Source organism: Agrobacterium sp. InxBP2 (assembly GCF_026191755.1).
GTDB lineage: Bacteria > Pseudomonadota > Alphaproteobacteria > Rhizobiales > Rhizobiaceae > Agrobacterium > Agrobacterium pusense.
Window position 1 is genome coordinate 179,826 of the sequence record NZ_JAINDY010000027.1, and the last position, 23,221, is coordinate 203,046.

General features: G+C 59.2%; 18 protein-coding genes and 2 riboswitches. Of the genes, 14 read left to right on the forward strand and 4 right to left on the reverse strand.

The features are described from left to right. Positions 1–117 precede the first annotated feature (117 nt). Complete coding sequence (locus K7A42_RS10485) at positions 118–1,884, reverse strand: glucan ABC transporter ATP-binding protein/ permease (protein WP_004443992.1); 1,767 nt, start codon at positions 1,882–1,884, stop codon at positions 118–120. A gap of 335 nt (positions 1,885–2,219) precedes the next feature. Here K7A42_RS10485 and K7A42_RS10490 point away from each other — a divergent pair, with 335 nt between their 5' ends. The 6 genes from K7A42_RS10490 (at position 2,220) to K7A42_RS10515 (ending at position 10,750) form a co-directional block, all read left to right on the forward strand. Then, the gene (locus K7A42_RS10490; RefSeq protein WP_004443990.1) at positions 2,220–2,957 is read left to right on the forward strand and encodes a helix-turn-helix transcriptional regulator; all 738 of its coding nucleotides are present in this window, start codon (positions 2,220–2,222) and stop codon (positions 2,955–2,957) included. Between the two features lie 105 nt (positions 2,958–3,062). Continuing rightward, positions 3,063–6,524 carry a pyruvate carboxylase gene (gene pyc, locus K7A42_RS10495; protein WP_004443988.1) on the forward strand — a complete coding sequence of 1,154 codons (3,462 nt, stop codon included), beginning with the start codon at positions 3,063–3,065 and terminating at the stop codon, positions 6,522–6,524. Positions 6,525–6,646: 122 nt separating this feature from the next. After that, a complete protein-coding gene (locus K7A42_RS10500; protein WP_282455130.1) occupies positions 6,647–7,426 on the forward strand; it encodes a DeoR/GlpR family DNA-binding transcription regulator in 780 nt (259 codons plus the stop codon). A 33-nt stretch (positions 7,427–7,459) separates the two neighbouring features. Continuing rightward, entirely contained in the window at positions 7,460–8,650 is a 1,191-nt protein-coding gene (locus K7A42_RS10505) for an MFS transporter (RefSeq protein WP_136882857.1), read from the forward strand. Positions 8,651–8,770: 120 nt separating this feature from the next. Continuing rightward, a complete protein-coding gene (gene ispG, locus K7A42_RS10510) occupies positions 8,771–10,021 on the forward strand; it encodes a flavodoxin-dependent (E)-4-hydroxy-3-methylbut-2-enyl-diphosphate synthase (RefSeq protein ID WP_006698284.1) in 1,251 nt (416 codons plus the stop codon). Between the two features lie 66 nt (positions 10,022–10,087). Continuing rightward, positions 10,088–10,750: an OmpA family protein gene (locus tag K7A42_RS10515; RefSeq protein WP_004443979.1), complete on the forward strand. Its 663-nt coding sequence runs from the start codon at positions 10,088–10,090 to the stop codon at positions 10,748–10,750. A gap of 31 nt (positions 10,751–10,781) precedes the next feature. Here K7A42_RS10515 and K7A42_RS10520 read toward each other — a convergent pair whose 3' ends face one another. Next, the gene (locus tag K7A42_RS10520; protein ID WP_282455131.1) at positions 10,782–11,696 is read right to left on the reverse strand and encodes a polyprenyl synthetase family protein; all 915 of its coding nucleotides are present in this window, start codon (positions 11,694–11,696) and stop codon (positions 10,782–10,784) included. A gap of 238 nt (positions 11,697–11,934) precedes the next feature. Here K7A42_RS10520 and mtgA point away from each other — a divergent pair, with 238 nt between their 5' ends. Then, positions 11,935–12,582 carry a monofunctional biosynthetic peptidoglycan transglycosylase gene (mtgA, locus tag K7A42_RS10525; RefSeq protein ID WP_220360067.1) on the forward strand — a complete coding sequence of 216 codons (648 nt, stop codon included), beginning with the start codon at positions 11,935–11,937 and terminating at the stop codon, positions 12,580–12,582. A 15-nt stretch (positions 12,583–12,597) separates the two neighbouring features. Here mtgA and K7A42_RS10530 read toward each other — a convergent pair whose 3' ends face one another. Further along, complete coding sequence (locus K7A42_RS10530; protein ID WP_006698282.1) at positions 12,598–13,617, reverse strand: aldose epimerase family protein; 1,020 nt, start codon at positions 13,615–13,617, stop codon at positions 12,598–12,600. Between the two features lie 76 nt (positions 13,618–13,693). Beyond that, entirely contained in the window at positions 13,694–14,620 is a 927-nt protein-coding gene (metA, locus tag K7A42_RS10535) for a homoserine O-acetyltransferase MetA (RefSeq protein ID WP_022556978.1), read from the reverse strand. Between the two features lie 84 nt (positions 14,621–14,704). Continuing rightward, positions 14,705–14,781, reverse strand: a riboswitch (SAM riboswitch). Positions 14,782–14,870: 89 nt separating this feature from the next. Here metA and K7A42_RS10540 point away from each other — a divergent pair. The 7 genes from K7A42_RS10540 to K7A42_RS10570 all read left to right on the forward strand — a co-directional run bounded on the left by K7A42_RS10540 (position 14,871) and on the right by K7A42_RS10570 (position 23,183). After that, entirely contained in the window at positions 14,871–15,524 is a 654-nt protein-coding gene (locus K7A42_RS10540) for a thiamine diphosphokinase (protein WP_282455132.1), read from the forward strand. A gap of 4 nt (positions 15,525–15,528) precedes the next feature. Continuing rightward, a complete protein-coding gene (locus tag K7A42_RS10545; RefSeq protein WP_282455133.1) occupies positions 15,529–17,355 on the forward strand; it encodes an ABC-F family ATP-binding cassette domain-containing protein in 1,827 nt (608 codons plus the stop codon). 86 nt (positions 17,356–17,441) lie between these two features. Continuing rightward, on the forward strand, positions 17,442–17,834 hold the full coding sequence (locus K7A42_RS10550; protein WP_004443965.1) for a VOC family protein: 393 nt from the start codon (positions 17,442–17,444) through the stop codon (positions 17,832–17,834). A gap of 45 nt (positions 17,835–17,879) precedes the next feature. Further along, positions 17,880–17,990, forward strand: a riboswitch (TPP riboswitch). 37 nt (positions 17,991–18,027) lie between these two features. Further along, positions 18,028–19,041 (forward strand): thiamine ABC transporter substrate binding subunit, encoded by a 1,014-nt coding sequence (thiB, locus tag K7A42_RS10555; RefSeq protein WP_282455134.1) that lies wholly within the window; start codon positions 18,028–18,030, stop codon positions 19,039–19,041. Between the two features lie 19 nt (positions 19,042–19,060). Then, positions 19,061–20,701, forward strand: coding sequence for a thiamine/thiamine pyrophosphate ABC transporter permease ThiP (gene thiP / locus K7A42_RS10560; RefSeq protein WP_282455135.1), 1,641 nt, complete (start codon positions 19,061–19,063; stop codon positions 20,699–20,701). Next, positions 20,698–21,414, forward strand: coding sequence for an ATP-binding cassette domain-containing protein (locus K7A42_RS10565; RefSeq protein WP_045533399.1), 717 nt, complete (start codon positions 20,698–20,700; stop codon positions 21,412–21,414). The genes thiP and K7A42_RS10565 overlap by 4 nt, the downstream gene beginning before the upstream one ends. A 254-nt stretch (positions 21,415–21,668) precedes the next feature. Next, positions 21,669–23,183, forward strand: coding sequence for a M48 family metalloprotease (locus tag K7A42_RS10570; protein WP_034500057.1), 1,515 nt, complete (start codon positions 21,669–21,671; stop codon positions 23,181–23,183). The last annotated feature ends 38 nt before the right edge of the window (positions 23,184–23,221 follow it).

Genomic DNA, 23,221 nt, shown 5'->3' on the forward strand with positions numbered 1-23,221 from the left:
TATGACGGTTGGGAGACTGAGGTAGAAGCTTCGTGATGTCCCGATATTTTCGAAGCAGACAACGAAAAAGGGCGGACACGACAGTGCCCGCCCTTTTTGCATTCCATTCGTTGAGCCTCAGGAGGCTATCGCCTTTGGCCGGGGCTGCTGGCCTTCGTCTTCCGTCAGCAGGCCGCTGGTGCGCAGCAGCGAGGTAAAGCGACCGCCGCGTTGGCTTAGCTCATCGAAGGTGCCCTTTTCGATGATCCGGCCCTGATCGAGGAACAGGACGAGATCGGCATCGCGGACAGTGGAAAGGCGATGGGCGATGATGAAGGTCGTGCGGTTCTTTCTCAGCGCATCCACTGCGGCCTTCACACGGGCTTCGGTTTCCACGTCGAGTGCACTGGTTGCCTCGTCGAGAACCAGAATGGGGGCGTTCTTCAGGATCGCACGGGCGATGGCGATACGCTGGCGCTCGCCGCCGGACAGGCGGTTGCCGCGTTCACCAACCTGGGTCAGATAGCCGTTGATGCGGCTGTCGATGAAATCCGTCGCCGCAGCGGCCGCCGCTGCTTCCACCACTTCGGCATCGGTGGCCGATTCACGACCAAGGCGTATATTTTCGCGGATCGAGCGGTTCAGCAGGCCGGCATCCTGAAACACCGTGGCGATGGAGTTGCGGAGCGAATTTTTCGTCACCGTCGAAATATCGGTTCCATCGATCAGGATCTGGCCGGAATCGGGATCATAGACCCGCTGCAGCAGGTTGATGAGCGTCGTCTTGCCGGCACCTGTCGGTCCGACGATCGCGATCGTCTCGCCGGCCCTGGCCGTAAACGAGACATCGTGAACGCCCTGCTTGGTGTTGGCAAAACCGAAATTGACATTGCGGAATTCCACGGTGCCGGAGACATTCGACAATTCACGGGCATCGCCCGGTTCTTCCCGTTCCTTGACGGAATCTTCGAGGACGAAGAAGTCCTCAAGCTTGGCGCGGGCTTCGAAAATCTGCGTCACGAACTGGCGCATCTGGTCCAGACGGCCTATCAGGAGATTGGCGAAACCGATGAAGGCGATGACATCGCCGACGCGCAGCTCGCCGTTCTTCACCAGCACGGTGCCGATCACGAGAATGATCATCATCGAAACGGTGGAGGCCGTGCGGTTCAGAGCGCTCGCAAAGGCCCACCAGTCGAGCACGGGATATTGCGCACTTAGCAGCTTTTCGGTGAAGGATTTCAGCGCTTTGGTTTCAGCCTCGATGCGGTTGTAGCTGTGCAGCACGGAAACGTTGCTGATGGAATCGCTGACATGGGCAAAAACGCTGTGATAATGCTCTTCGACCGAAGCCTGGCCATCCTTGGTGCGGCCCATCACCCATTTGCCGATGAACCAGTAGACGATGCCGAGGCCAATCAGCACGAAGCTGAGGCGCAGGTCCATGGACATGGCGGTGGGCACAAGCAGCACCAGCGCAACGAAGGTCGCGAGATGGGTGCGCATGAATTCCAGCCATAGGCCGAAGAGCGTTTCGCTGGCGCGCAGGAGGGTGTGCAGGGCATTGGACGTGCCGCGCTGATGGTGCCAGGAAAGCGGCATCGAGATGATGCGCCCGAAGGCTTCCGTCAGGAGCGAAGCGCGCCGGCCGTGCGCCAGCCGGTCGGCTTCGCGGGCGACGGCTACGTAAGCCACGGTGTTGAAGACGCCGAACCCCGCCCATAATATGAGAATGGACGTGACATTGGAGCCAGAAGAAATGGCGTCGATGATCCGGCCGAACAGCACGGGTTCGGCAATGGTGATCGCTGCAAGAATGACGTTGGCGATGACGACGACAGCCACACGCCATTTATGAACGGTCAGATAGCGCAGAGCGCGTGTATAAACCTGAAACAAGGTCAAATTTTCAATCCAGTCCGGGCGTCTTTTCGAGCGGTTGATTGTTCGGCCTCAATACGATGCTACTTTAGCAAGGTTGCATGAGACGGCGAATTTTGTGTAATTATCGCTCTTTCTGTCTGAATGGCGGCTTAACAGATTGGCCGTCCATGCGAACCGAAAAAACCTCCCGGTGTTTCCCGGGGCCTGCCGTCACAAGATTTCGCATCTTCGTTTCAGGGATTGCTAACGACGATATGTTCAATCTCACCCGACCGGCGCCCGAGTAACATGACGTCATCGCGGGACCATGTCCTTCGTGTCATCCCCTTCAAGCCAAGTCCGGACCATGTGTCTTTATGCATGATATTCTTCACTTCATCTCTGCGTGTTACCAGGCGGGAAACGCCGAACGTGTGCGTTCAGAATTTGCAACGCTCATTCGGGAATATGGTTTCGAATATTTCCTTGTCAGCAGACGCATGACCGGCGAGCTGGCCTCTACCGGCCAAATCCTTGCGCAACATTTGCCGGAAGGCTGGATAGAGGTCTACAGGGCCAAGAAATACAACCTCGTCGATCCCGTCCGCAAAGTGATCGGCATGGTGCACAAACCCTTTCATTGGAAAGAGGCGCTGGAGGGGCTTCCCCGCGCCATGCATCGGAAAAGGGCGAGCGTGTTTTTCCACGATGCCGGCCGTTACGGCTTGCAGGGCGGTTATGCTTTTCCCGTGCATGGACGGGCGGGATTCATAGGTGCGGTGTTCATAGGTGGACAGGACCGGCAATTGCCCTCCTTGCAGGTGGAACTGCTCGATGCTGCGACCCGGGCGGTCTTCTGGCGCCTGCTCGATCTTTCAGGTCAGGCCCATGATCTCAGCAATATTCCAGACGGTTCCGCTCTTGAGCTCACACGGCGTGAGACGGAAGTGCTGGCGCTGATGGCGGATGGCATGACATCGGCGGAGATCGGCCGCAAGCTATCCATCTCCAACCATACGGTCGACTGGTATATAAACGGGATTCAGCGTCGTTTCAGCGCCAAGAACCGGCAGCACACCGTCGCACTCGCGTTCCGCCATGGCTTGCTGAGCTAGCGCAAACAGAACAGTTCTCGCCGGAATTGCCCTTTCCAAGACGGGGTTTTGCTGCTTAATTCCGCAGTGCAGCAGAATTTTGTTTTGGCGTGTGGGGAGACCGTCTTGAAAATATCGAAAATACTTGTTGCCAACCGATCCGAAATTGCGATCCGCGTTTTCCGGGCAGCCAACGAGCTCGGGATTAAAACCGTTGCGATTTGGGCGGAGGAGGACAAGCTGTCTTTGCACCGCTTCAAGGCGGACGAGTCCTATCAGGTCGGCAGGGGGCCGCATCTCGCCAAGGATATGGGACCGATCGAGAGCTATCTTTCGATCGAGGAGGTTATCCGCGTTGCGAAGCTCTCCGGAGCGGACGCGATACATCCCGGTTACGGTCTTCTGTCTGAAAGCCCCGAATTCGTCGAGGCCTGCAACAAGGCGGGCATCACCTTCATCGGACCGACGGCTGATACGATGCGCCAGCTCGGCAACAAGGTTGCAGCGCGCAATCTCGCGATTTCGGTTGGCGTCCCCGTTGTTCCCGCCACCGACCCACTGCCGGACGACATGGCGGAAGTGGAGCGTATGGCCGAGGAGATCGGTTATCCCGTCATGCTCAAGGCCTCCTGGGGCGGTGGTGGCCGTGGCATGCGCGCCATCCGCAAAAAGGAAGACCTTGCTCGCGAGGTGACGGAAGCCAAGCGCGAGGCCAAGGCCGCCTTCGGCAAGGACGAAGTCTATCTCGAAAAGCTGGTCGAGCGTGCGCGCCACGTCGAAAGCCAGATTCTCGGCGACACGCACGGCAATGTCGTGCATCTGTTCGAACGTGATTGTTCGATTCAGCGGCGTAATCAAAAGGTCGTCGAGCGTGCGCCTGCGCCCTATCTGAGCGAAGCACAGCGTCAGGAACTGGCCGCCTATTCCCTGAAGATCGCCGCCGCGACCAGTTATATCGGTGCAGGCACGGTCGAATATCTGATGGATGCCGACACCGGCAAATTCTACTTCATCGAGGTCAATCCGCGCATTCAGGTGGAACATACCGTTACGGAAGTCGTCACCGGTATCGATATCGTCAAGGCACAGATTCACATTCTGGAAGGCGCCGCTATCGGCACGCCGGAATCCGGGGTGCCGAGGCAGGAGGATATCCGCCTGAATGGCCACGCCCTTCAGTGCCGCATTACGACGGAAGACCCGGAACACAATTTCATTCCGGATTATGGCCGTATCACCGCTTATCGCTCCGCTTCAGGCTTCGGTATCCGTCTGGACGGCGGCACGTCCTATACTGGCGCTGTCATCACCCGCTACTACGATCCTTTGCTTGTGAAGGTGACGGCCTGGGCGCCGCGGCCTGACGAGGCGATCAACCGTATGGATCGCGCTTTGCGCGAATTCCGTATCCGCGGCGTGGCGACCAACCTCACATTCCTAGAGGCCATCATCGGCCATGACAGTTTCCGCAACAATACCTATACAACGCGCTTCATCGATTCGACCCCCGAGCTTTTTGCCCAGGTCAAACGGCAGGACCGCGCTACCAAGCTTTTGACCTATCTCGCCGATGTGACCGTGAACGGTCACCCGGAAACCAAGGGACGCGCAAGGCCCTCGGACAAGGCAGCAAAGCCCATCGTGCCCTATATCGATGCGCCGACGCCCGACGGCACCAAGCAGTTGCTGGACAAGCTCGGCCCGAAGGGTTTCGCAGACTGGATGCGCAACGAAAAGCGGGTGCTCGTCACGGATACGACGATGCGCGACGGACATCAATCGCTGCTTGCGACCCGTGTCCGTACCCATGATATCGCCCGCGTCGCCAGCGCCTATGCCAAAGCGTTGCCACAGCTTCTGTCGCTGGAGTGCTGGGGCGGTGCGACATTCGACGTTTCCATGCGCTTCCTGACCGAAGACCCGTGGGAGCGTCTGGCGCTGATCCGCGAAGGTGCTCCCAACCTGCTGCTGCAGATGCTTCTGCGAGGGGCAAACGGCGTCGGGTACAAGAACTACCCGGACAACGTCGTGAAGTATTTTGTCCGTCAGGCCGCAAAGGGCGGCATTGATCTTTTCCGTGTCTTCGATTGCCTGAACTGGGTGGAGAATATGCGGGTCTCGATGGATGCCATCTCGGAGGAAAACAAGCTCTGTGAAGCGGCCATCTGCTACACCGGAGACATCCTCAATTCGGCGCGTCCGAAATACGACCTGAAATATTACACCAATCTCGCTCAGGAACTGGAACGCGCAGGCGCGCATATTATTGCCGTCAAGGATATGGCGGGCCTGCTGAAACCGGCTGCCGCCAAGGTTCTGTTCAAGGCGCTGCGGGAAGAAACGGGTCTGCCGATCCATTTCCACACCCATGATACGTCAGGAATTGCGGCAGCGACGGTTCTTGCCGCCGTGGATGCGGGTGTCGACGCTGTCGATGCCGCGATGGACGCCTTCTCCGGCAATACGTCGCAGCCGTGCCTTGGTTCGATCGTGGAAGCGCTTGCCGGGTCGGAACGCGATACGGGCCTCGATACCGAATGGATTCGCCGCATTTCCTTCTATTGGGAGGCCGTGCGCAACCAATATGCGGCTTTCGAAAGCGATCTCAAGGGGCCGGCGTCGGAAGTCTATCTGCACGAAATGCCGGGTGGTCAGTTCACCAACCTCAAGGAGCAGGCGCGTTCGCTGGGTCTCGAAAGCCGTTGGCACGAAGTGGCGCAGGCTTATGCCGATGCCAACAGGATGTTCGGCGATATCGTCAAGGTGACACCGTCTTCGAAAGTCGTCGGTGACATGGCGCTGATGATGGTCAGCCAGGATCTGACAGTGGCCGACGTACAGAATCCCGAGCGCGAGGTCTCTTTCCCGGAGTCCGTGGTTTCCATGCTGAAGGGCGATCTCGGACAATCGCCCGGCGGTTGGCCGGAAGCCCTGCAGAAAAAAGCGTTGAAGGGCGAAGCGCCCTATACCGTTCGTCCGGGTTCTCTATTGGCGGATGCCGATCTCGATGCCGAACGGAAGACCATCGAGACCAAGCTGGAGCGCAAGGTCGATGATTTCGAGTTCGCGTCCTATCTGATGTATCCGAAGGTATTCACGGATTTCGCGCTCACCGCCGAAACTTATGGTCCGGTCTCGGTGCTTCCCACCCATGCCTATTTCTACGGAATGGAGGATGGCGAGGAACTGTTTGCAGATATCGAGCGCGGCAAGACGCTGGTCATCGTCAATCAGGCTTCATCCGGCGTTGACGACAAGGGCATGGTGACGGTGTTTTTCGAAATCAATGGTCAGCCGCGCCGTATCAAGGTGCCGGATCGGACGCATGGTGCTTCCGGCTCTGCCGTGCGCCGCAAGGCCGAACCTGGCAACGCGTCGCATGTCGGGGCACCGATGCCGGGTGTCATCAGCCGCGTCTTCGTCAATCAAGGCCAGGAGGTCAAGGCTGGCGATGTGTTGCTCTCCATCGAGGCGATGAAGATGGAAACGGCGCTTCACGCCGAGCGGGATGGCAAGATCGCGGAAGTTCTGGTGCGCCCGGGCGACCAGATCGATGCGAAGGATCTACTGGTCGCTTACGCGGAATAAATACAGTCGTCGATCGAACAGTTAGACGCCCGCCTTCCCGGCGGGCGTTTTTTATTGCGTTTCCCCGAAAACTCGAATATGCATGTTCATGCACGTTTATTCCTGTTTATGCATGAGTCTATATGAGTGATCATTTCGTCAGCGAGCGGCAGGCGCTTATCCTCGAACAGTTGCGGCAGAACGGCCGTGTGCTGGCGCAGGACCTCGCTCAAAACTTTGGCGTTTCTGAAGACACGGTTCGCCGCGACCTGCGAGAGATGGCGGCCCGCGGCGAATGCATGCGCGTTTATGGCGGCGCCCTGCTCTCGGATAGCAAGACGGTGCCGCTGAAGACGCGGATCGCCGAGGATGCGGACCGCAAGGCTCTACTGGCCCGCGCCGTTGTCCCGCTTCTCAAGCCGGGCATGGTCGTTTTCATCGATGCCGGTTCGACGAACCTCGCCATTGCCAGGGCGATCCCGGCTGGTCTCAATGTAACGGTGGTGACGAATACGCCCGCCATTGCCGCCGAACTCACGGGGCGGGCGGATATCGATCTTGTGCTGATCGGTGGCAAGGTTGATCCCGCCGTTGGTGCGGCAATCGATGCAATGGCGCTGCGGCAGCTCGAATTGATGCGACCCGATCTCTGTGTTCTCGGGGTCTGTGGTGTCGCGGTCGAGACCGGCCTGTCGGCCGATGTCTTCGAGGATGCCGTTTTCAAGCGGCTCGCCTGCAGCGCCAGCCAGCGGATTGTTGCTGCAATCACCACCGAGAAGCTGGGGCATAAGGCAGCGTTCCACGTGCATGATTTTTCCCCGCCGCTTTCCCTTGTGCTGGAACGGGATGCCGACCGCGCATTGGTCGAGGGCGTGTCCAGCCGAGGCGTAGACGTTTATTGCGGCGACGATGCCGTCGCCTGATTTTCCCATGGTCAAGTCTGAAGGATATAGCCGATGAATGGCCCCACCACATTTTCGCAGACGGGTGCACGCTCGTCCTATCTGACGCGTCATCGTATCGGCGTTTCCCTGCTGTTCTTGATGAACGGGTTCATGATGGGATCATGGGCGCCCAAGATTCCCGAATTTGCGGCGCGTCTTTCCCTTAGTGAAAGCGCACTTGGTCTCATCATCCTGGTCTTCGGTATCGGCTCGCTGGTTTTCATGCCGATCGCCGGCTCGCAGATCGCCCGTTTTGGCTCCCGGACGGTCAGTCTCGTGACCGCGGCGATCTTTCTGCCTACACTGCTTTTGATCTCCTGGGCGGGAACCGTCTGGGCCGGGGTAATCGCGGTTTTCCTGTTTGGCGGCCTGACGGGAGCGATGGATGTCGCCATGAATGCCAATGCGGTAGCGGTTGAGCGCGATATGCGCCGCGCCATCATGTCATCCTGCCACGCATTCTGGAGCCTCGGCGGCCTCATCGGGGCCGGTCTCGGCGGTTATCTCATCACGGCCATCGGCGTGCAGGGGCATGCCATTGTGCTGACGGTCATCGCATTCGTACTGCTGATCGTGGCATGGCCGCGTGTGCTTGCAGATCGTCCGCACCCGGAGGAAGAGCGCCCGAAAGGCGGCCTGCCGCTGACGCCGCTGCCATGGATCATCGGCCTGATGGCCCTTTTCTCGATGATCCCGGAAGGCGCAATCCTCGACTGGGGCGCTCTTTATCTGCGCAACGAGCTCGGAGCTTCGGTGTCACAATCCGGCTTCGCCTTTGCGGCTTTCTCGATGACCATGGCGGCCATGCGTTTTGCCGGCGATCTGGTGCGCGACCGCTTCGGGGCTGTGACGACCCTGCGCTTCTGTTCGGCCATGTCGATTATCGGTCTTCTTATCGCCGGTATTGCGGGAAATTCCACCATCGCGATCGTTGGCTTCGCGATTGCGGGCATCGGCATCTCCAACATGGTGCCCATTGCCTTCTCGGCGGCGGGCAATATGCCGGGCCTGGCACCGGGAATCGGCCTTTCGGTCGTCACCACCATGGGTTATTCCGGCATTCTGGTGGCGCCATCGGCGATTGGCTTCATTGCGGAACATACCGGTCTCGCCAGCGTCTTCCTGTTTCTCCCGTTACTGCATGTGGTGGTTCTGCTACTTTCGCGGCTCGCCCGTCATGCCGACGGTGCGGGCAAGGAATAGGCGTATCGAATTTTGCCATGATTGCGGTAAAGTAGAAGCTCCAGCGCGTTGGGTGTTGACAAGAAGTCCCCCTTGTTTCACCTCAATTGCAAGACCTTGCCGCAAGCTCCAGAGACCGCCATGACGTCACATGCCGATTACGACCCGAAGCCCCGCCGCGCCTCCGTCGCCGTAGACGTCGGCGGCGTCATCGTTGGTGGCGGCGCACCCGTCGTCGTGCAGTCGATGACCAATACCGATACGGCTGATATCGACGCCACCGTCAGCCAAGTGGCGGCGCTGTTCCGGGCAGGTTCGGAAATCGTCCGTATCACCGTTGACCGGGATGAGAGTGCGGCCGCCGTGCCGAAAATTCGTGAACGGCTGCTGCGTCTTGGAATGGATGTGCCGCTGGTCGGTGATTTTCATTATATCGGCCACAAGCTTCTGGCCGACCATCCGGCCTGCGCCGAAGCGCTGGCGAAATACCGCATCAATCCGGGCAATGTCGGTTTCAAGGACAAGAAGGACAAGCAGTTCGGTGAGATAGTCGAAATGGCGATCCGTTACGACAAGCCCGTTCGCATCGGTGTCAACTGGGGATCTCTGGATCAGGAATTGCTGACTACGCTGATGGACAGGAACAAGGAAGAGGGCTTTCCGCTTTCCGCCCGTCAGGTCACGCGGGAGGCCATTGTTCAGTCGGCGCTGATTTCCGCCGAGCTTGCTGAAGAGATCGGCCTGCCGCGCAACCGTATCATCCTCTCGGCCAAGGTCAGCCAGGTGCAGGACCTGATTGCCGTCTATTCGATGTTGTCTGAACGCTCCGACCACGCCCTCCATCTCGGTCTCACGGAAGCCGGCATGGGTTCAAAGGGTATCGTCGCCTCGTCCGCCGCCATGGGTTATGTGTTGCAGCATGGTATTGGCGATACGATCCGCGTGTCACTGACGCCTGAGCCGAATGGCGACCGGACCCGCGAGGTGCAGGTGGCGCAGGAATTGCTGCAGGTCATGGGTTTCCGTCAGTTCATTCCGGTGGTTGCGGCATGTCCCGGCTGCGGGCGTACCACGTCGACGGTATTTCAGGAACTGGCCCAGAACATCCAGAACGATATCCGCAAGAATATGCCGGTCTGGCGTGAAAAATATCCCGGCGTCGAGGCATTAAATGTCGCCGTCATGGGTTGCATCGTAAATGGTCCCGGTGAAAGCAAGCACGCGGATATCGGCATTTCGCTGCCCGGAACGGGCGAAAGCCCGGCGGCGCCGGTCTTTATCGATGGAGAGAAAGCCCTCACCCTGCGTGGCCCCAACATAGCCGCTGATTTCGAAGCGCTTGTGACCGATTACATCGAAAAGCGTTTTGGCCGGAAAGACGCAGCGGAGTAACGAGTAGCGTGAAAAGGCCGCAATTCTACTGTCATACCTCCTGACCCTTTCGGAGCATCAAAACACATGATCAAAAAAATCGCGATCGTCGCCCTTTGCGGCACCTATCTTTCCGCCTGCACCACCACCGATCCTTATACGGGCGAGCAGAAAATGTCGAACACGGCCGGCGGCGCGGGTATCGGCGCTGTTGTCGGTGCGCTCGGCGGTCTGGCTGTGGGCGGTTCGCCGGTCGGACGCCGTAACGCCGCCCTGATCGGTGCCGGCATCGGCGCGCTCGCTGGCGGCGCCATCGGCAATTACATGGATGGCCAGGAAGCGGAACTCCGCGCGCAGCTTCAGGGGACCGGCGTTTCGGTGACCCGCCGTGGCGACAGCATTGTTCTCAACATGCCGTCGAATATCACCTTTGCCACGGATCAGGATCAGGTCATTCCGCCCTTCTATCAGACGCTCGATTCCGTTGCGATCGTGCTGAACAAGTTCAACCGCACGCTGATCGACATCAACGGCCATACCGACTCGACCGGTAGCCTCGCCCACAATCAGGGGCTTTCGGAACGCCGCGCCGCGTCGGTTGCCAACTATCTCGGCGCACGCGGTGTCGATCAACGACGCATTTCAACACTTGGCTTTGGGCCTTCGCAGCCCATCGCCTCGAACGCAACGTCTGATGGTCGCGCCCAAAACCGCCGTGTGGAAGTGTTGATTTCGCCGCTCAAGGGCTGATCGACTGGAGAGGCTGAGCGGGAAAACCCACTCAGCTTTTTCGTTCTGCGATAAATCTGGCGGCCGCGATGAGAATCGCGGCCTTTTCGCCATAGGGAGCCAGGAGTTCGCTGGCCTCTGCCACCTGTTCCTGAAGTTTGCGACGCGCCCAGTCTTGGCCGCGCAGCGCCACCAGCGTTCCCTTGCCGCGTGCGGCATCCTTGCCGGTCGCCTTGCCCATGGTGGCGGCGTCGGCCGTCAAATCCAGGAGATCGTCTGCCAGCTGGAAGGCGAGGCCGATTTTTTCTCCAAAGAGGCGTAGCCTCTGCCTTTCGCAATCATCGCTACCGGCGATGATTGCGCCCGCCTCGCAGGCGAAGCGCAGCAGTGCGCCGGTTTTCATAGCCTGCAATGTAATAATGCCGGTTTCGTCCGGTGCGTTCTTTTCCGCGGCGAGATCAAGCGCCTGCCCGCCGGCCATGCCGCCGATGCCCGCTGCGCGGGCAAGCGAAAGCACGAGCGCGGCCTTGCGCCCGGCCGCGAGCGGATTTTCTTCCGATGCAATGATATCAAAGGCCAGCGTCAGCAGGCTGTCGCCAGCGAGGATGGCGGTCGCCTCGTCGAATTTGCGATGCACCGTTGGCTGGCCACGACGCAGGTCGTCGTCATCCATAGCCGGCAGATCGTCGTGAACCAGCGAATAGCAATGGAGGCATTCCAGCGCGGCACCGGCAAAAAGCGCAACTTCTCCATCTCCGCCGAGGAGTGCGGCGCTTTCGATGACGAGGAAGGGCCGCAGGCGTTTACCGCCGTTCAGCACGCCGTGGCGCATGGCCTCGAGCAGGTTCTGCGGACGCGCGATCTCATCCGCGCGTGTCTCGCCGGAGAGCAGGCGGCCAAGCAGGGCTTCGGTCCTGGCGGCGTTCTCGCGCAGCCGTGTTTCGAAATTCGTCATCTGAGCGTCCATGCCGCGCTCTTTGGCACGCCGCGCGAATGCAGGCAAACCTTTTCGTGATTCCCCCAACTCAACTGTCGCGCCGGACTCGCCTTGAAGACGGCAATGGACTATGAAAGGCTTCAACTGGCGTGGGGTGCGGGGACGGATAGTGAGCAGTACGCCTGAAAGCGACGCAGATTACGCCGTGCTGGCGGAAGACCGGAGCAGTCCGAAGGTGGATTTTCGCACGTTGGCCAAGCGCATCATCATGACCTTGCTGGCATTGCTCATCCTGCCTTATCTGCTGATTCCGGTTTATGCGTTGCCCTTCATCCGGCCCGTGTCGACGCTGATGCTTGCCGATCTGGTCACGCTGCAAGGCTATGACAGGCGCTGGGTGCCACTAGAGGATATTTCGCCGCGCCTCGTGCAATCGGTGATGATGTCCGAGGATGGGCAATTCTGTTTTCACGGCGGGGTTGACTGGAACCAGATGCAGTCCGTGGTCAGCAATGCGCTCGACGGGGCCGCGACGCGCGGCGCCAGCACCATCCCGATGCAGACGGCCAAAAACCTGTTTTTATGGAACGGTCGTTCGTTTCTGCGCAAGGGACTGGAATTGCCGCTGGCGATTGCCGCCGATTTCGTCTGGTCAAAAAAGCGGATGATGGAGATTTATCTCAACGTCGCCGAATGGGGACCGGGTATTTACGGCATCGAGGCTGCCGCCCAGCACCACTTCAAGGTGCCGGCCGCCAAGCTCAGTTCCCGACAGGCCGCACTTCTGGCCGTTTCGCTTCCCAATCCCATTGATCGTGTGGCCAGCAAGCCGGGACGCGGCTTGCAGAGGCTCGCCGGCCTTATCGAGCGCCGCGCCCGCGCCTCGGGCAGCTATGTCGGCTGCGTACTGGATTGATACCAGCGCGCCGCTTCAGCCCTTCTTGAAAATATAGTCGGTTTCCTGGCGCAGCGTCTCGCCCGGCCGTAGTATGGCATGCGGAAAATCAGGGTGGTTGATGGCATCCGGCCAGATCTGTGTTTCCAGGCAGAAACCGGCAAAGGGACCGTAATGACGGCCATCGAGGCCCGGAACGGGAACGTCCAGTTTGAAAGCCGAATAAAACTGCACACCGGGTTCGGTGGTGTGTACCTCGAGAGCTATATCGGAGGCTGGCGAATAAGCGCGGGCGACCTTGCGCTTGGCGCGGCGCTCGGGCGAAAGGCAGAAATTATGGTCGTAGAGAACCTGCTCACCATTTTCGCTGCGCCGCATCGGCGTCGGGTGGCGAAGGTCGAAGACGGTGCCTTCGACGGAACGGATTTCGCCGGTCGGTATCTGCTTGTCGTTGGTGGGCAGGTAAAAGTCAGCCGCGATGCTGATCTCATGCCCAAGTGCGGTGTCGGCGCCATCGAGATTGAAATAGGAATGCTGGCACACATTGGCGATGGTCGGCTTGTCGGTCACCGTTTCATAGACCACCGACAGCACGCCGCCGTCACGGATCGTGTAGGTGGCTGTGACCGTGCAGTTGCCGGGATAACCGGCACGGCCATCGGGGTCGATGATCTGCAGAACCGCGTGGCTTTCGCCGTGTTCCATCAGCATCCAGTTGCGTTTGCCCATGCCGTCGCTGCCGCCGTGCAGGTGGGTTACGCCCTTTTCATTCAGCTCCAGCTGGTATTCGTGACCGTCGATCGAAAATCTGCCATTGCCGATGCGGTTGGCGTTACGGCCGGGTGTGGCGCCGAAATAGGAGGAATATTTATAATCCTCGAATTTGTCGAAGCCGAGAACGAGCGGCGGCTGGTGACCCTCAAGGCGCAAATCCTGGATGACGGCACCCCAGGTAATGACCTTCGCTGTAAGCCCACCTTTCGAAATGGTGACACGCTCGACCTTTTCGCCCGTTGCCGTGAAACCAAAATTCTCCCGTGCTGCCCCGTCGCTCATAACATCATTCTCCCGGTTGCCATGAATTGCCGGGCGGACGTTGCGTCATTTCCCGGCAATTCGCAATCCCGCAAATTCAGGCCGCCAGCTGGCCGATGGCCTCGAGTTCATACGGTGTGGTCTGGTATATCTCGTTGATCCAGTTTCCGAAAAACAGATGGGCATGACTGCGCCAGCGGTTAAGGGGCGCGAGTTCGGGGTCGTTATGCGGAAAATAATCATGCGGCAGCTTGATCGGCACGCCGGCGTGAACATCGCGGAAATACTCTTCCGAAAGCGATGTCGAGTCATATTCGACATGATTGAACATATAGAGACGGTTGCCTGCCTTCTCATGTACCAGACATACACCCATTTCCTCCGACTCCATGAGGATTTCGAGTTCCGGATGTTTTTCGATGTCGGCGCGGCGCACTTCCGTCCAGCGTGACACGGGAACCTGGAAATCGTCCGAAAAACCATTGAGGTAGATCGACGAGGGGCAAAGATTGCGGTGGCGGTAAACACCGAAAGCCTTTTCCTTCAGCTCGTATTTAGGCACGCCGTGGAAGTGATAGATGGCGGCCATCGCGCCCCAGCAGACGTTGAGGGTCGAATGGACATTGGTCCGCGTCCACTCGAAAATCTTTTGCATTTCATTCCAGTAGGTGACGTCCTCATAGTCCAGCAGCTCAATGGGGGCACCGGTGATGATGAAACCGTCGAACTTGCGGTGACGCACCTCTTCCCACGTCTCGTAGAAGGAGAGGAGATGTTCTTCCGGTGTGTTCTTGGCGCGATGACCGCCGATGCGCACGAGCGACAACTCAACCTGAAGCGGCGAGGCGCCAACGAGGCGCGCCATCTGGATTTCCGTCTTGATCTTGTTCGGCATGAGGTTGAGAAGCCCGATCTGGAGCGGGCGGATATCCTGTCGGATGGCCGCCGTTTCGGTCATGACCCGCACGCCCTCGTGAACGAGGGTCTCAAAGGCGGGAAGCGTATCGGGAATCTTGATCGGCATGTCGAACTCTCTTTTCCGGATCACGTAAAGAACGTTGCGAAAACAAAAAAACCGGCAGCGGAAATCGCGACCGGTCCTAGGAAATTGCCTTTTTCCTCGACCCTTTAGCGACTTCTTTAAAGTGGCTGCAAGCCGGTCGGCAAATCACCACTAAGGCGTTTCATAATCCCGAAGCCGACGAAAATCAATATGGACGGTTTTCGGAGGCTTTCGGCTTTCCATTTTCGGCCGAGGTGCGATAAGGCAGGGCATGGATAAAGCGCACTTCACCATTCTGCTCGGCGGCGACGTTACGGTTACTGATCGTCTCAGGGACGCGGTCGCGGGTAGCCGCGTGATCGCGGCTGATGGCGGCATGCGCCACGCCCGGCCGCTTGGCCTCACACCGGAGTTGTGGGTCGGGGATTTCGATTCCGCCACCAAAGAGTTGCTGGATGCCTGGCCCGGTGTGACACGGCAGCCTTACCCGGCCGCAAAGGCGGTGACCGATGGTGAGATAGCGGTCTCGGAGGCGCTCGCCCGCGGCGCCGGTACGCTGGTGCTTGTCGGCGCGCTCGGGGGTGCACGAAGCGACCATGCCCTCCAGCACCTCCTTTACGCCGTCGCGCTTGCCGAACGTGGTCTCGATGTTTCGCTCACCTCCGGCGAGGAAGAGGCCCGGCCGCTGCTCCCGGGCTCGCTTGATGTCTCTCTACCCGCAGGCTCGCTTTTCTCGGTGGCCGGCTTCACAGCCCTGGAGGGGCTGGATATCGGCAATGTGCGTTACCCGCTGGAGGATTTCGCGCTTGCTTTCGGTTCCTCCCGCACTATTTCCAATGTCGCGAATGGCGGCCCTGTGCATTTTTCGCTTAAAAGCGGAAAAGCCATCGTGCTCGCCCGCCCTTATGATCTGACCGGAGCCTGACGCCTTGGCACCCCCTATTTTGAAACTCGATGACATCAAGCTGACCTTCGGCGTCACCCCGCTGCTGGACGGCGCCAATCTCCAGGTGGAGCCGGGCGACCGCATCTGCCTTGTCGGACGCAACGGTTCCGGCAAGTCCACGCTGATGAAGATCGCAGCGGGCCTTGTCGAGGCCCAGTCGGGCGAGGTTTTCCGTCATCCCGCTGCAACCATCCGTTATCTGGAACAGGCTCCGGATTTTGCCGGTTACGATACCGTTCAGGCCTATGCCGAGGCGGGGCTCGGGCCTGGCGACGATGCCTATCGGGTTACTTATCTTCTCGAGCATCTCGGGCTTACGGGTCAGGAAAATCCGGCAAACCTCTCCGGTGGTGAAGCACGCCGCGCCGCGCTTGCGCGTGTCATGGCGCCGGAGCCCGATATTCTGATGCTGGACGAACCCACAAACCATCTGGATCTGCCGACAATCGAATGGCTTGAAAGCGAACTCCAGCAGACCCGCAGCGCGCTGGTGCTGATTTCGCACGACCGTCGTTTTCTCGAACGGGTTTCGACCTCGACCGTCTGGCTCGATCGCGGCCAGTCCCGCCGTCTCAATCGTGGTTTTGCCCATTTCGAGGAATGGCGTGACAAGGTCCTTGAAGAGGAAGAGCTTGAACAACACAAGCTCGGCAAGGCCATCGAGCGCGAAGAACACTGGATGCGGTATGGCGTGACTGCAAGGCGCAAGCGCAACATGCGCCGTGTCGGTGAGCTTCAGGCCATGCGGGCGGAATATCGTGGGCACAAGGGGCCGCAGGGGACGGTGCAGGCGACCGTCACGGAAGGCCGGGAGTCCGGCAAGCTGGTCATCGAGGCGGAGGCTATCACCAAGGCTTACGGTGAGCGCATGATTGTCGCGCCGTTCTCATTGCGGGTGCATCGCGGCGATTGCATCGGTCTCGTCGGACCGAATGGCGCGGGCAAGACAACGTTGCTGAAGATGCTCACCGGCCAGCTTGAACCAGACAGCGGCTGGGTGAAGCTCGGCACCAATCTCGAGATCGCAACGCTTGACCAGAAGCGCGAGGAGCTCAATCCCAACGATACGCTCGCACATTATTTGACCGACGGCCGGGGCGACAATCTTCTCGTCAATTGCGAGGTGAAGCATGTCACGGGTTATATGAAGGACTTTCTGTTCCAGCCGGAACAGGCCCGCACACCCATCCGCAACCTTTCCGGCGGCGAGCGTGCAAGGCTCATTCTGGCGCGTATTCTCGCCCGGCCGACCAATCTTCTGATTCTCGACGAACCGACCAACGATCTCGATATCGAAACGCTGGATCTGTTGCAGGAGATCGTTGCCGGGTTTTCCGGCACGGTCATCCTTGTCAGCCACGACCGTGATTTTCTTGACCGTACGGTCACTTCCACCATCGCGCCGGCCAATCCCGATCAACCGGACGGACGCTGGATCGAATATGCCGGTGGCTATTCGGATATGATGGCGCAGCGCAAGGGAGCTGCGGAAGAGAAACGAAAAGCTGAGAGACAGGAAAAGGCGAAAGCCGCACCTTCAGCCCCGTCTTCGCAGGAGCCTGGAAAGGCCAAGGCCAAGCTTTCGTTCAAGCAGAAATTCGCCCTCGAAAATCTCCCCAAGGAGATGGAGAAGGCGCAGGAAGAGATTGCAAAACGCGAGCAGCGCATGGCCGACCCGGAACTCTTCGCCAAGGATCAGGCGGCCTTCAACAAGCTGGCGCAGGAAATGGAAAAGCTGCGCGAAAAGCTTGAGGCCATGGAAGAGGAGTGGCTGGAGCTGGAGATGCTGCGCGAGGAACTGGAAGGCTGACCGATCTTTCCGACCACACCGCCATACGCCTTTGACAGGACGGCGGAAATGCCGTTTGCTGTCCCGGTTCGGAGGAGTTCAACACCATGCGCATGATCTTCGTCAACCTGCCCGTCAAGAATATCGAGACATCGAGAGCCTTCTTCACGACACTGGGTTTCACCTTCAATCCGGAATATTCCGATGACCGCACGCTCTGCATGATTGTCGAGGAAAACATCTTCGTCATGCTCCTTCAGGAAGAGCGTTTTCGTGATTTCATCAACGGCGACATCGCCGACGCCAAGCGGAGTACCGAGGTACTGACCTGTCTTTCCGCCGGAAGCCGGGAGGAAATCGACCGTATGATCGAGGCCGCGCTCGCGTCAGGCGGCAGCCGCTGGAAACCCGTTCAGGATCACGGATTCATGTATGCAGGTAGTTTTCAGGATCCCGACGGCCACGTCTGGGAGCTTGTGCACATGGCGCCGCAGGGTTGATGGCAGCCATCTTGCCAAGATGGGTCTGCGGGACTACACCATTATCTTGATCTAACGGGGTGTCTTTCGCGCTTGGGCGCAAAAGGCTGAGAGGCTTGCCAACCCGAAGAACCTGATCCGGTTCATACCGGCGGAGGGATTAGACGGCTTTCATGCAGGCGGCTATTTCCCTCCTCGTTTTGAGGAGATATTCGTGCGCCGTCGTATTTTTGTAAATTCCATCATTGCCGTTTCCATGCTTCTGCCCGGCTTCGCAGTTGCGCAGGAAAAACCAGAACTGACGGTCTACACCTATGAGAGCTTTGTTTCTGAATGGGGGCCCGGTCCCAAAATAAAGGAAGCTTTCGAGAAGGTGTGCGCTTGCACCGTCAATTTTGTTGGCGTGGCGGACGGCGTGGCGCTTCTCAACCGGCTGAAATTGGAAGGTGCGGGCTCCAAGGCGGATGTCGTCGTGGGACTTGATACAAATCTGGTCGCGGAGGCGAAACAGACCGGCCTTTTCGATGTCAGCGGCGTCGATGCATCAGCGGCCAAGGTACCCGGCGGCTATGAGGACGATGTGTTCGTTCCCTATGATTACGGCCATTTCGCTATCGTCTATGACACCCGGACGCTGAAAAGCCCACCAACGAGCCTCAAAGAACTCGTGGACGGCGACCCCGCCCAGAAGATAGCCATTCAGGACCCGCGCACCTCGACGCCGGGACTGGGGCTGCTTCTGTGGGTGAAATCGGTTTATGGCGACCAGGCGCCGGAAGCCTGGGCAAAGCTCAGGAAGCGGATCCTTACCGTTACGCCGGGCTGGTCGGAGTCCTACGGGCTCTTCACCAAGGGGGAGGTGCCGATGGTGCTGTCCTACACGACTTCGCCCGCCTATCATATGGTCGCCGAAAAGACGGATCGTTATCAGGCTGCAGCTTTCTCCGAAGGACATTACATCCAGATCGAAGTGTCAGGCCTTCTCAAAAACGCGCCGCACAAGGATCTTGCAAAGCAGTTTCTCGCATTCACCCTCACCTCCGGTTTTCAGGATACCATTCCCGAAAACAACTGGATGATGCCGGTTGCGGCAACCTCCGCCCCCCTGCCGGAGGCCTTTTCCAGGCTCGTCGTGCCGCAGAAGACTTTCCTGATGCAGCCGGAAGAGGTCGTGAAAAACCGCAAGGCATGGATAGACGAATGGCTGGCGGCCATGAGCATGAATTGAAGAAGAGGCGCGTCCACGCATGATGCTGCGTCGCGATTACCGGCGGTCAATCATTTTCGGGACGGCGGCTTTTGCCGCCGTTTTCCTGTTCATGGCGCTCGCCGTGTTTGCGCTTCTGTCCTTTGACGCGGGTGCATCCGCTTCCGGCATTTCGGACCCTTATACATTGCGTATTCTGCGCTTCACGGTTTATCAGGCGACGCTCTCCACCCTTCTTTCCATCATTCTTGGTCTTCCCGTGGCCTTGGCACTCTCCCGGCAGCGGGAGTTTCCGGGAAGGGTCTGGATCATCCGGTTGATGGCAGTGCCGATGGGGCTGCCGGTGATCGTCGGCGCCTTCGGTATCATTACCATCTGGGGGAGGCAGGGTGTCTTGAATACGCTCCTTGTTTTCGCCGGCGCGAAAGAACCTTTCAGCATTTACGGTCTTTCCGGCATCCTCATTGCCCATGTGTTTTTCAATCTGCCGCTTTCCGTCCGGTTGTTGCTGGCCGGGCTGGAGCGTATTCCGGGCGAATATTGGCGCATGGCGGCGAGCCTCGGCATGGGGCCGATCTCGGTTTTCCGTTTTGTCGAATGGCCGGCCGTGTCCCGGCTTGTTCCGGGTATCGCCGGCCTCATCTTCATGCTTTGCGCCACCAGTTTCACGCTCGTGCTCCTTTTGGGCGGTGGGCCGGCGGCGACCACCCTGGAGGTCGCTATATACCAGGCGCTGCGGTTCGATTTCGATCCGCAGCGGGCGATCGCGCTCTCGGTTCTGCAGATCGTCCTCACCGCGGCCCTGCTCGGCCTTCTGGCCTGCCTGCCGTCGCCGGAAGCGGAAATCGCTTCACTTGGCCGGCCTGTGCGCCGTTTCGATGCGGGCCGGGCGGCGGCCCGCCTGTGGGACGGTCTAATCATTGTTTCCGCGGTGCTGTTGATCGGACTGCCGCTGGTCGCCATTGTCTTCTCGGGCGTCCAGGCAGACCTGCCGCGCCTCATCACAGCACCGGTCTTCCTGCGCGCGGCGGCGACAAGTCTTGGGATTGCCGCGTTCTCGGCAATTTTCGTGATCATCGTCAGCATGGCGATCATCCGCGCACGTCAGGCGGTCAGCGCGAAACGGCGGGCCGCGCGGCCTCTTCACCTCTTGTCCAGCGTTCTCGGCGCGGGATCGTCTCTGGTTCTACTGGTTCCGCCCGTGGTGCTCGGAAGCGGATGGTTCCTTCTCTTGCGGCCTTTCGGTGACGTCGCTGTTTATGCCCCGGTTCTCGTGGCGCTCATCAACATGCTGATGGCCCTGCCGCTTGCCATGCGGGTGCTGGAGCCGGCCGTCACCAGTCATTTTCTCCGCACCGGCCGACTTTCCGCCAGCCTCGGGCTTCAGGGTCTGCCGCGGCTGCGGTTCGCCGATCTGCCCGTCTTGTGGCGGCCGCTGGCCATGGCATTTTCCTTCGCGATGGCCCTGTCGCTTGGCGATCTCGGCGCGGTTGCCCTGTTCGGTTCAGAGAATTTCGTCACCTTGCCGTGGCTCGTCTATAGCAATATGGGCAGCTACCGGACCAACGATGCCGCCGGTTACGCCTTTCTTCTCGGTGTGGTCTGCCTGTTGCTTGCTGCAACCGGCGTATCGCGACATTCACAACCGGAGCAGGCAAAAGCGGCAGAGGCGATGACATGAAGGGCGACGATTTCGCAGTGCAGCTTGACAGGGTCAGGCTGCGGCTTGGAACACAGGATTTCGACCTCGACTGTGCGTTTCCGCAGGGGCAGGTCACCGCTGTCGTCGGTGCATCCGGTTCGGGAAAATCGACACTGCTTAACCTCGTTGCCGGTTTCGAGTTGCCGGATTCCGGCCGCGTGATGATCGGCGGACGGGACGTGACGACGCTCGACCCTTCCGAAAGGCCTGTCTCTTCGATCTTTCAGGACAATAATCTTTTTACCCATCTCGACGTTTTTACCAATGTCGCGCTTGGCATAAGCCCCACGCTAAGATTACGCGCGGAAGACCGGCAAAGGATAAATATTGCGCTTGCGCGCGTTGGTCTTTCGGGTTTCGGCAAGCGTTTGCCGGGCACGCTCTCCGGAGGAGAAAGGCAGAGGGCGGCGCTTGCGCGCGCATTGGTCAGGAAGAAGCCCGTCATGCTGCTCGATGAACCTTTCGCCGCACTTGATCCAGGGCTACGGGCGGGCATGAGTTCTCTGTTGCTTGACTTGCATCAAGAAACAAATAATGCGGTGATTATTGTGAGCCATCACCCGGAAGACATAAAAAGATTAGCGCGGCGGGTGGTTTTTCTTGATCGTGGCCGTGTCGTTTTTGCCGGAGCGACAGCGGATTTCTTTGCCACACAAAATGTGAAGGCCGTGGACAGTTTCCTGAACGGGTGACCGCCTTATTTTCGACGCGCGCCGCTGGCAATCGCTTTAGATGACTTCAATGGCGCTAATTTGCACTTGCCAGTTTCAAGTTGTTGCCCGAGAAAAGATGAGAATTATTGCGTTCTTCAGGAATATTCCGGATTTGATGGATCGATTTTACCGTCTCGGCATTCATCGCCCGTTGGGGCGAATCTGTTATTCTGGTCTGCAATTAACGGATGATCAGGAACGTTAAGGGGCAGGCATAGAGAATGAAAAATAGCATGACTGCACAGCGGAGGCTCTTCTCCGGTTCAGGCCTTCGCCGTTCCGGCCGGCTCGCTGCGGCGTGGTCCGCGCTGACCGCTTCTGCCGTGTTGCTGTCATCGTGCCAATCTCTTTTCAGCCCGGCCTACCAGTCCACATTGCGTCCCTCGGACAATCCGCAGACGGTGGAAGAGGTTCAGAAGAACGATCCGCGCGCGCAGATGGGCGCACGCGAACATCCACGCATCGTGGCAAGCTATGGCGGCGAATATCGTGATGCCAAGACGGAGCGGCTTGTCGCACGGATTGCCGGAGCGCTGACGGCCGTCTCCGAAAATCCGCAGCAATCCTACCGCATCACCATTCTCAATTCGCCCGCCATCAACGCTTTCGCTTTGCCCGGCGGGTATCTTTACGTGACGCGCGGGCTTCTGGCGCTCGCCAATGACGCCTCGGAAGTGGCGGCCGTGCTGTCGCACGAAATGGGCCACGTCACCGCCAACCACGGGATCGAACGTCAGCGCCGCGAAGAAGCGGAAGTGATTGCGAGCCGCGTGGTTGCAGAGGTCCTGTCCAGCGATCTCGCCGGCAAGCAGGCGCTGGCCCGTGGCAAGCTGCGGCTTGCAGCTTTTTCGCGCCAGCAGGAGTTGCAGGCGGATGTGATCGGGGTACGCATGCTTGGCGAGGCGGGTTACGATCCTTACGCATCGCCGCGCTTTCTTGATTCCATGGCGGCCTATGCGCGGTTCTCTTCGGCCGATCCGGAAAACGACCAGAGCCTCGACTTCCTTTCGAGTCACCCCAATACACCACAGCGCATCGAGCTTGCGCGCCGGCATGCCCGTGCCTTCGGCCAGGAAGGCCAGGTCGGAGATCGTGGCCGAGACTGGTTTCTCGATGGTATAGACGGGCTGCTTTACGGCGATAGCCCGCAGGAAGGTTATGTCCGCGGCCAGACATTCCTGCATGGAACGCTCGGCATTCGTTTCGACGTGCCGGAAGGTTTCGTGATCGACAACAAGGTTGAGGCTGTGCTGGCGACAGGGCCGGGCGAGGTCGCAATCCGTTTCGACGGCGTCGCCGATCCGAAACAGACGAGCCTTGCCAATTACCTGACGAGCGGCTGGGTCGCCGGCCTGCTGCCTGAAACGGTAAAGGAAACGCAGATCAACGGACTGGAGGCCGCGACAGCCCGGGCAAGCGCGGATAAATGGGATTTCGACGTCACGGTCATCCGCGTCGGCCAGCAGATATTCCGGTTCCTGACCGCGGTGCCGAAGGGCAATACGCAACTCGATTCCATCGCCAATACCTTGCGCACCAGCTTCCGCAAGATGACGCCGCAGGAGATCGCCTCCCTGAAGCCGCTAAGAGTGCGGGTGGTGACGGTGAAGCCGGGTGAAACCGTGGCCACGATGGCGGCGCGGATGATGGGAACGGAGCGGAAGCTTGACATGTTCCGCATGATCAACGCGATGGGCGCCACGGCCACGATTCAGCCCGGGCAAAGGGTAAAGATCATCTCTGAATAACAAAAACCCCGGATCACCCCGGGGTTTTATGTTCAGAC

Bases quoted from the DNA above. Each gene is read 5' to 3' on its own strand.
- K7A42_RS10505 (WP_136882857.1), top strand. From the start codon at position 7,460: ATGAATGGCCCCACCACATTTTCGCAGACGGGTGCACGCTCGTCCTAT.
- K7A42_RS10500 (WP_282455130.1), top strand. From the start codon at position 6,647: ATGAGTGATCATTTCGTCAGCGAGCGGCAGGCGCTTATCCTCGAACAG.
- thiP (WP_282455135.1), top strand. From the start codon at position 19,061: ATGATGCTGCGTCGCGATTACCGGCGGTCAATCATTTTCGGGACGGCG.
- metA (WP_022556978.1), bottom strand. From the start codon at position 14,620: ATGCCGATCAAGATTCCCGATACGCTTCCCGCCTTTGAGACCCTCGTT.
- K7A42_RS10515 (WP_004443979.1), top strand. From the start codon at position 10,088: ATGATCAAAAAAATCGCGATCGTCGCCCTTTGCGGCACCTATCTTTCC.
- ispG (WP_006698284.1), top strand. From the start codon at position 8,771: ATGACGTCACATGCCGATTACGACCCGAAGCCCCGCCGCGCCTCCGTC.
- K7A42_RS10520 (WP_282455131.1), bottom strand. From the start codon at position 11,696: ATGGACGCTCAGATGACGAATTTCGAAACACGGCTGCGCGAGAACGCC.
- mtgA (WP_220360067.1), top strand. From the start codon at position 11,935: ATGACCTTGCTGGCATTGCTCATCCTGCCTTATCTGCTGATTCCGGTT.
- K7A42_RS10540 (WP_282455132.1), top strand. From the start codon at position 14,871: ATGGATAAAGCGCACTTCACCATTCTGCTCGGCGGCGACGTTACGGTT.
- K7A42_RS10490 (WP_004443990.1), top strand. From the start codon at position 2,220: ATGCATGATATTCTTCACTTCATCTCTGCGTGTTACCAGGCGGGAAAC.
- K7A42_RS10550 (WP_004443965.1), top strand. From the start codon at position 17,442: ATGCGCATGATCTTCGTCAACCTGCCCGTCAAGAATATCGAGACATCG.
- K7A42_RS10570 (WP_034500057.1), top strand. From the start codon at position 21,669: ATGACTGCACAGCGGAGGCTCTTCTCCGGTTCAGGCCTTCGCCGTTCC.
- K7A42_RS10530 (WP_006698282.1), bottom strand. From the start codon at position 13,617: ATGAGCGACGGGGCAGCACGGGAGAATTTTGGTTTCACGGCAACGGGC.
- K7A42_RS10565 (WP_045533399.1), top strand. From the start codon at position 20,698: ATGAAGGGCGACGATTTCGCAGTGCAGCTTGACAGGGTCAGGCTGCGG.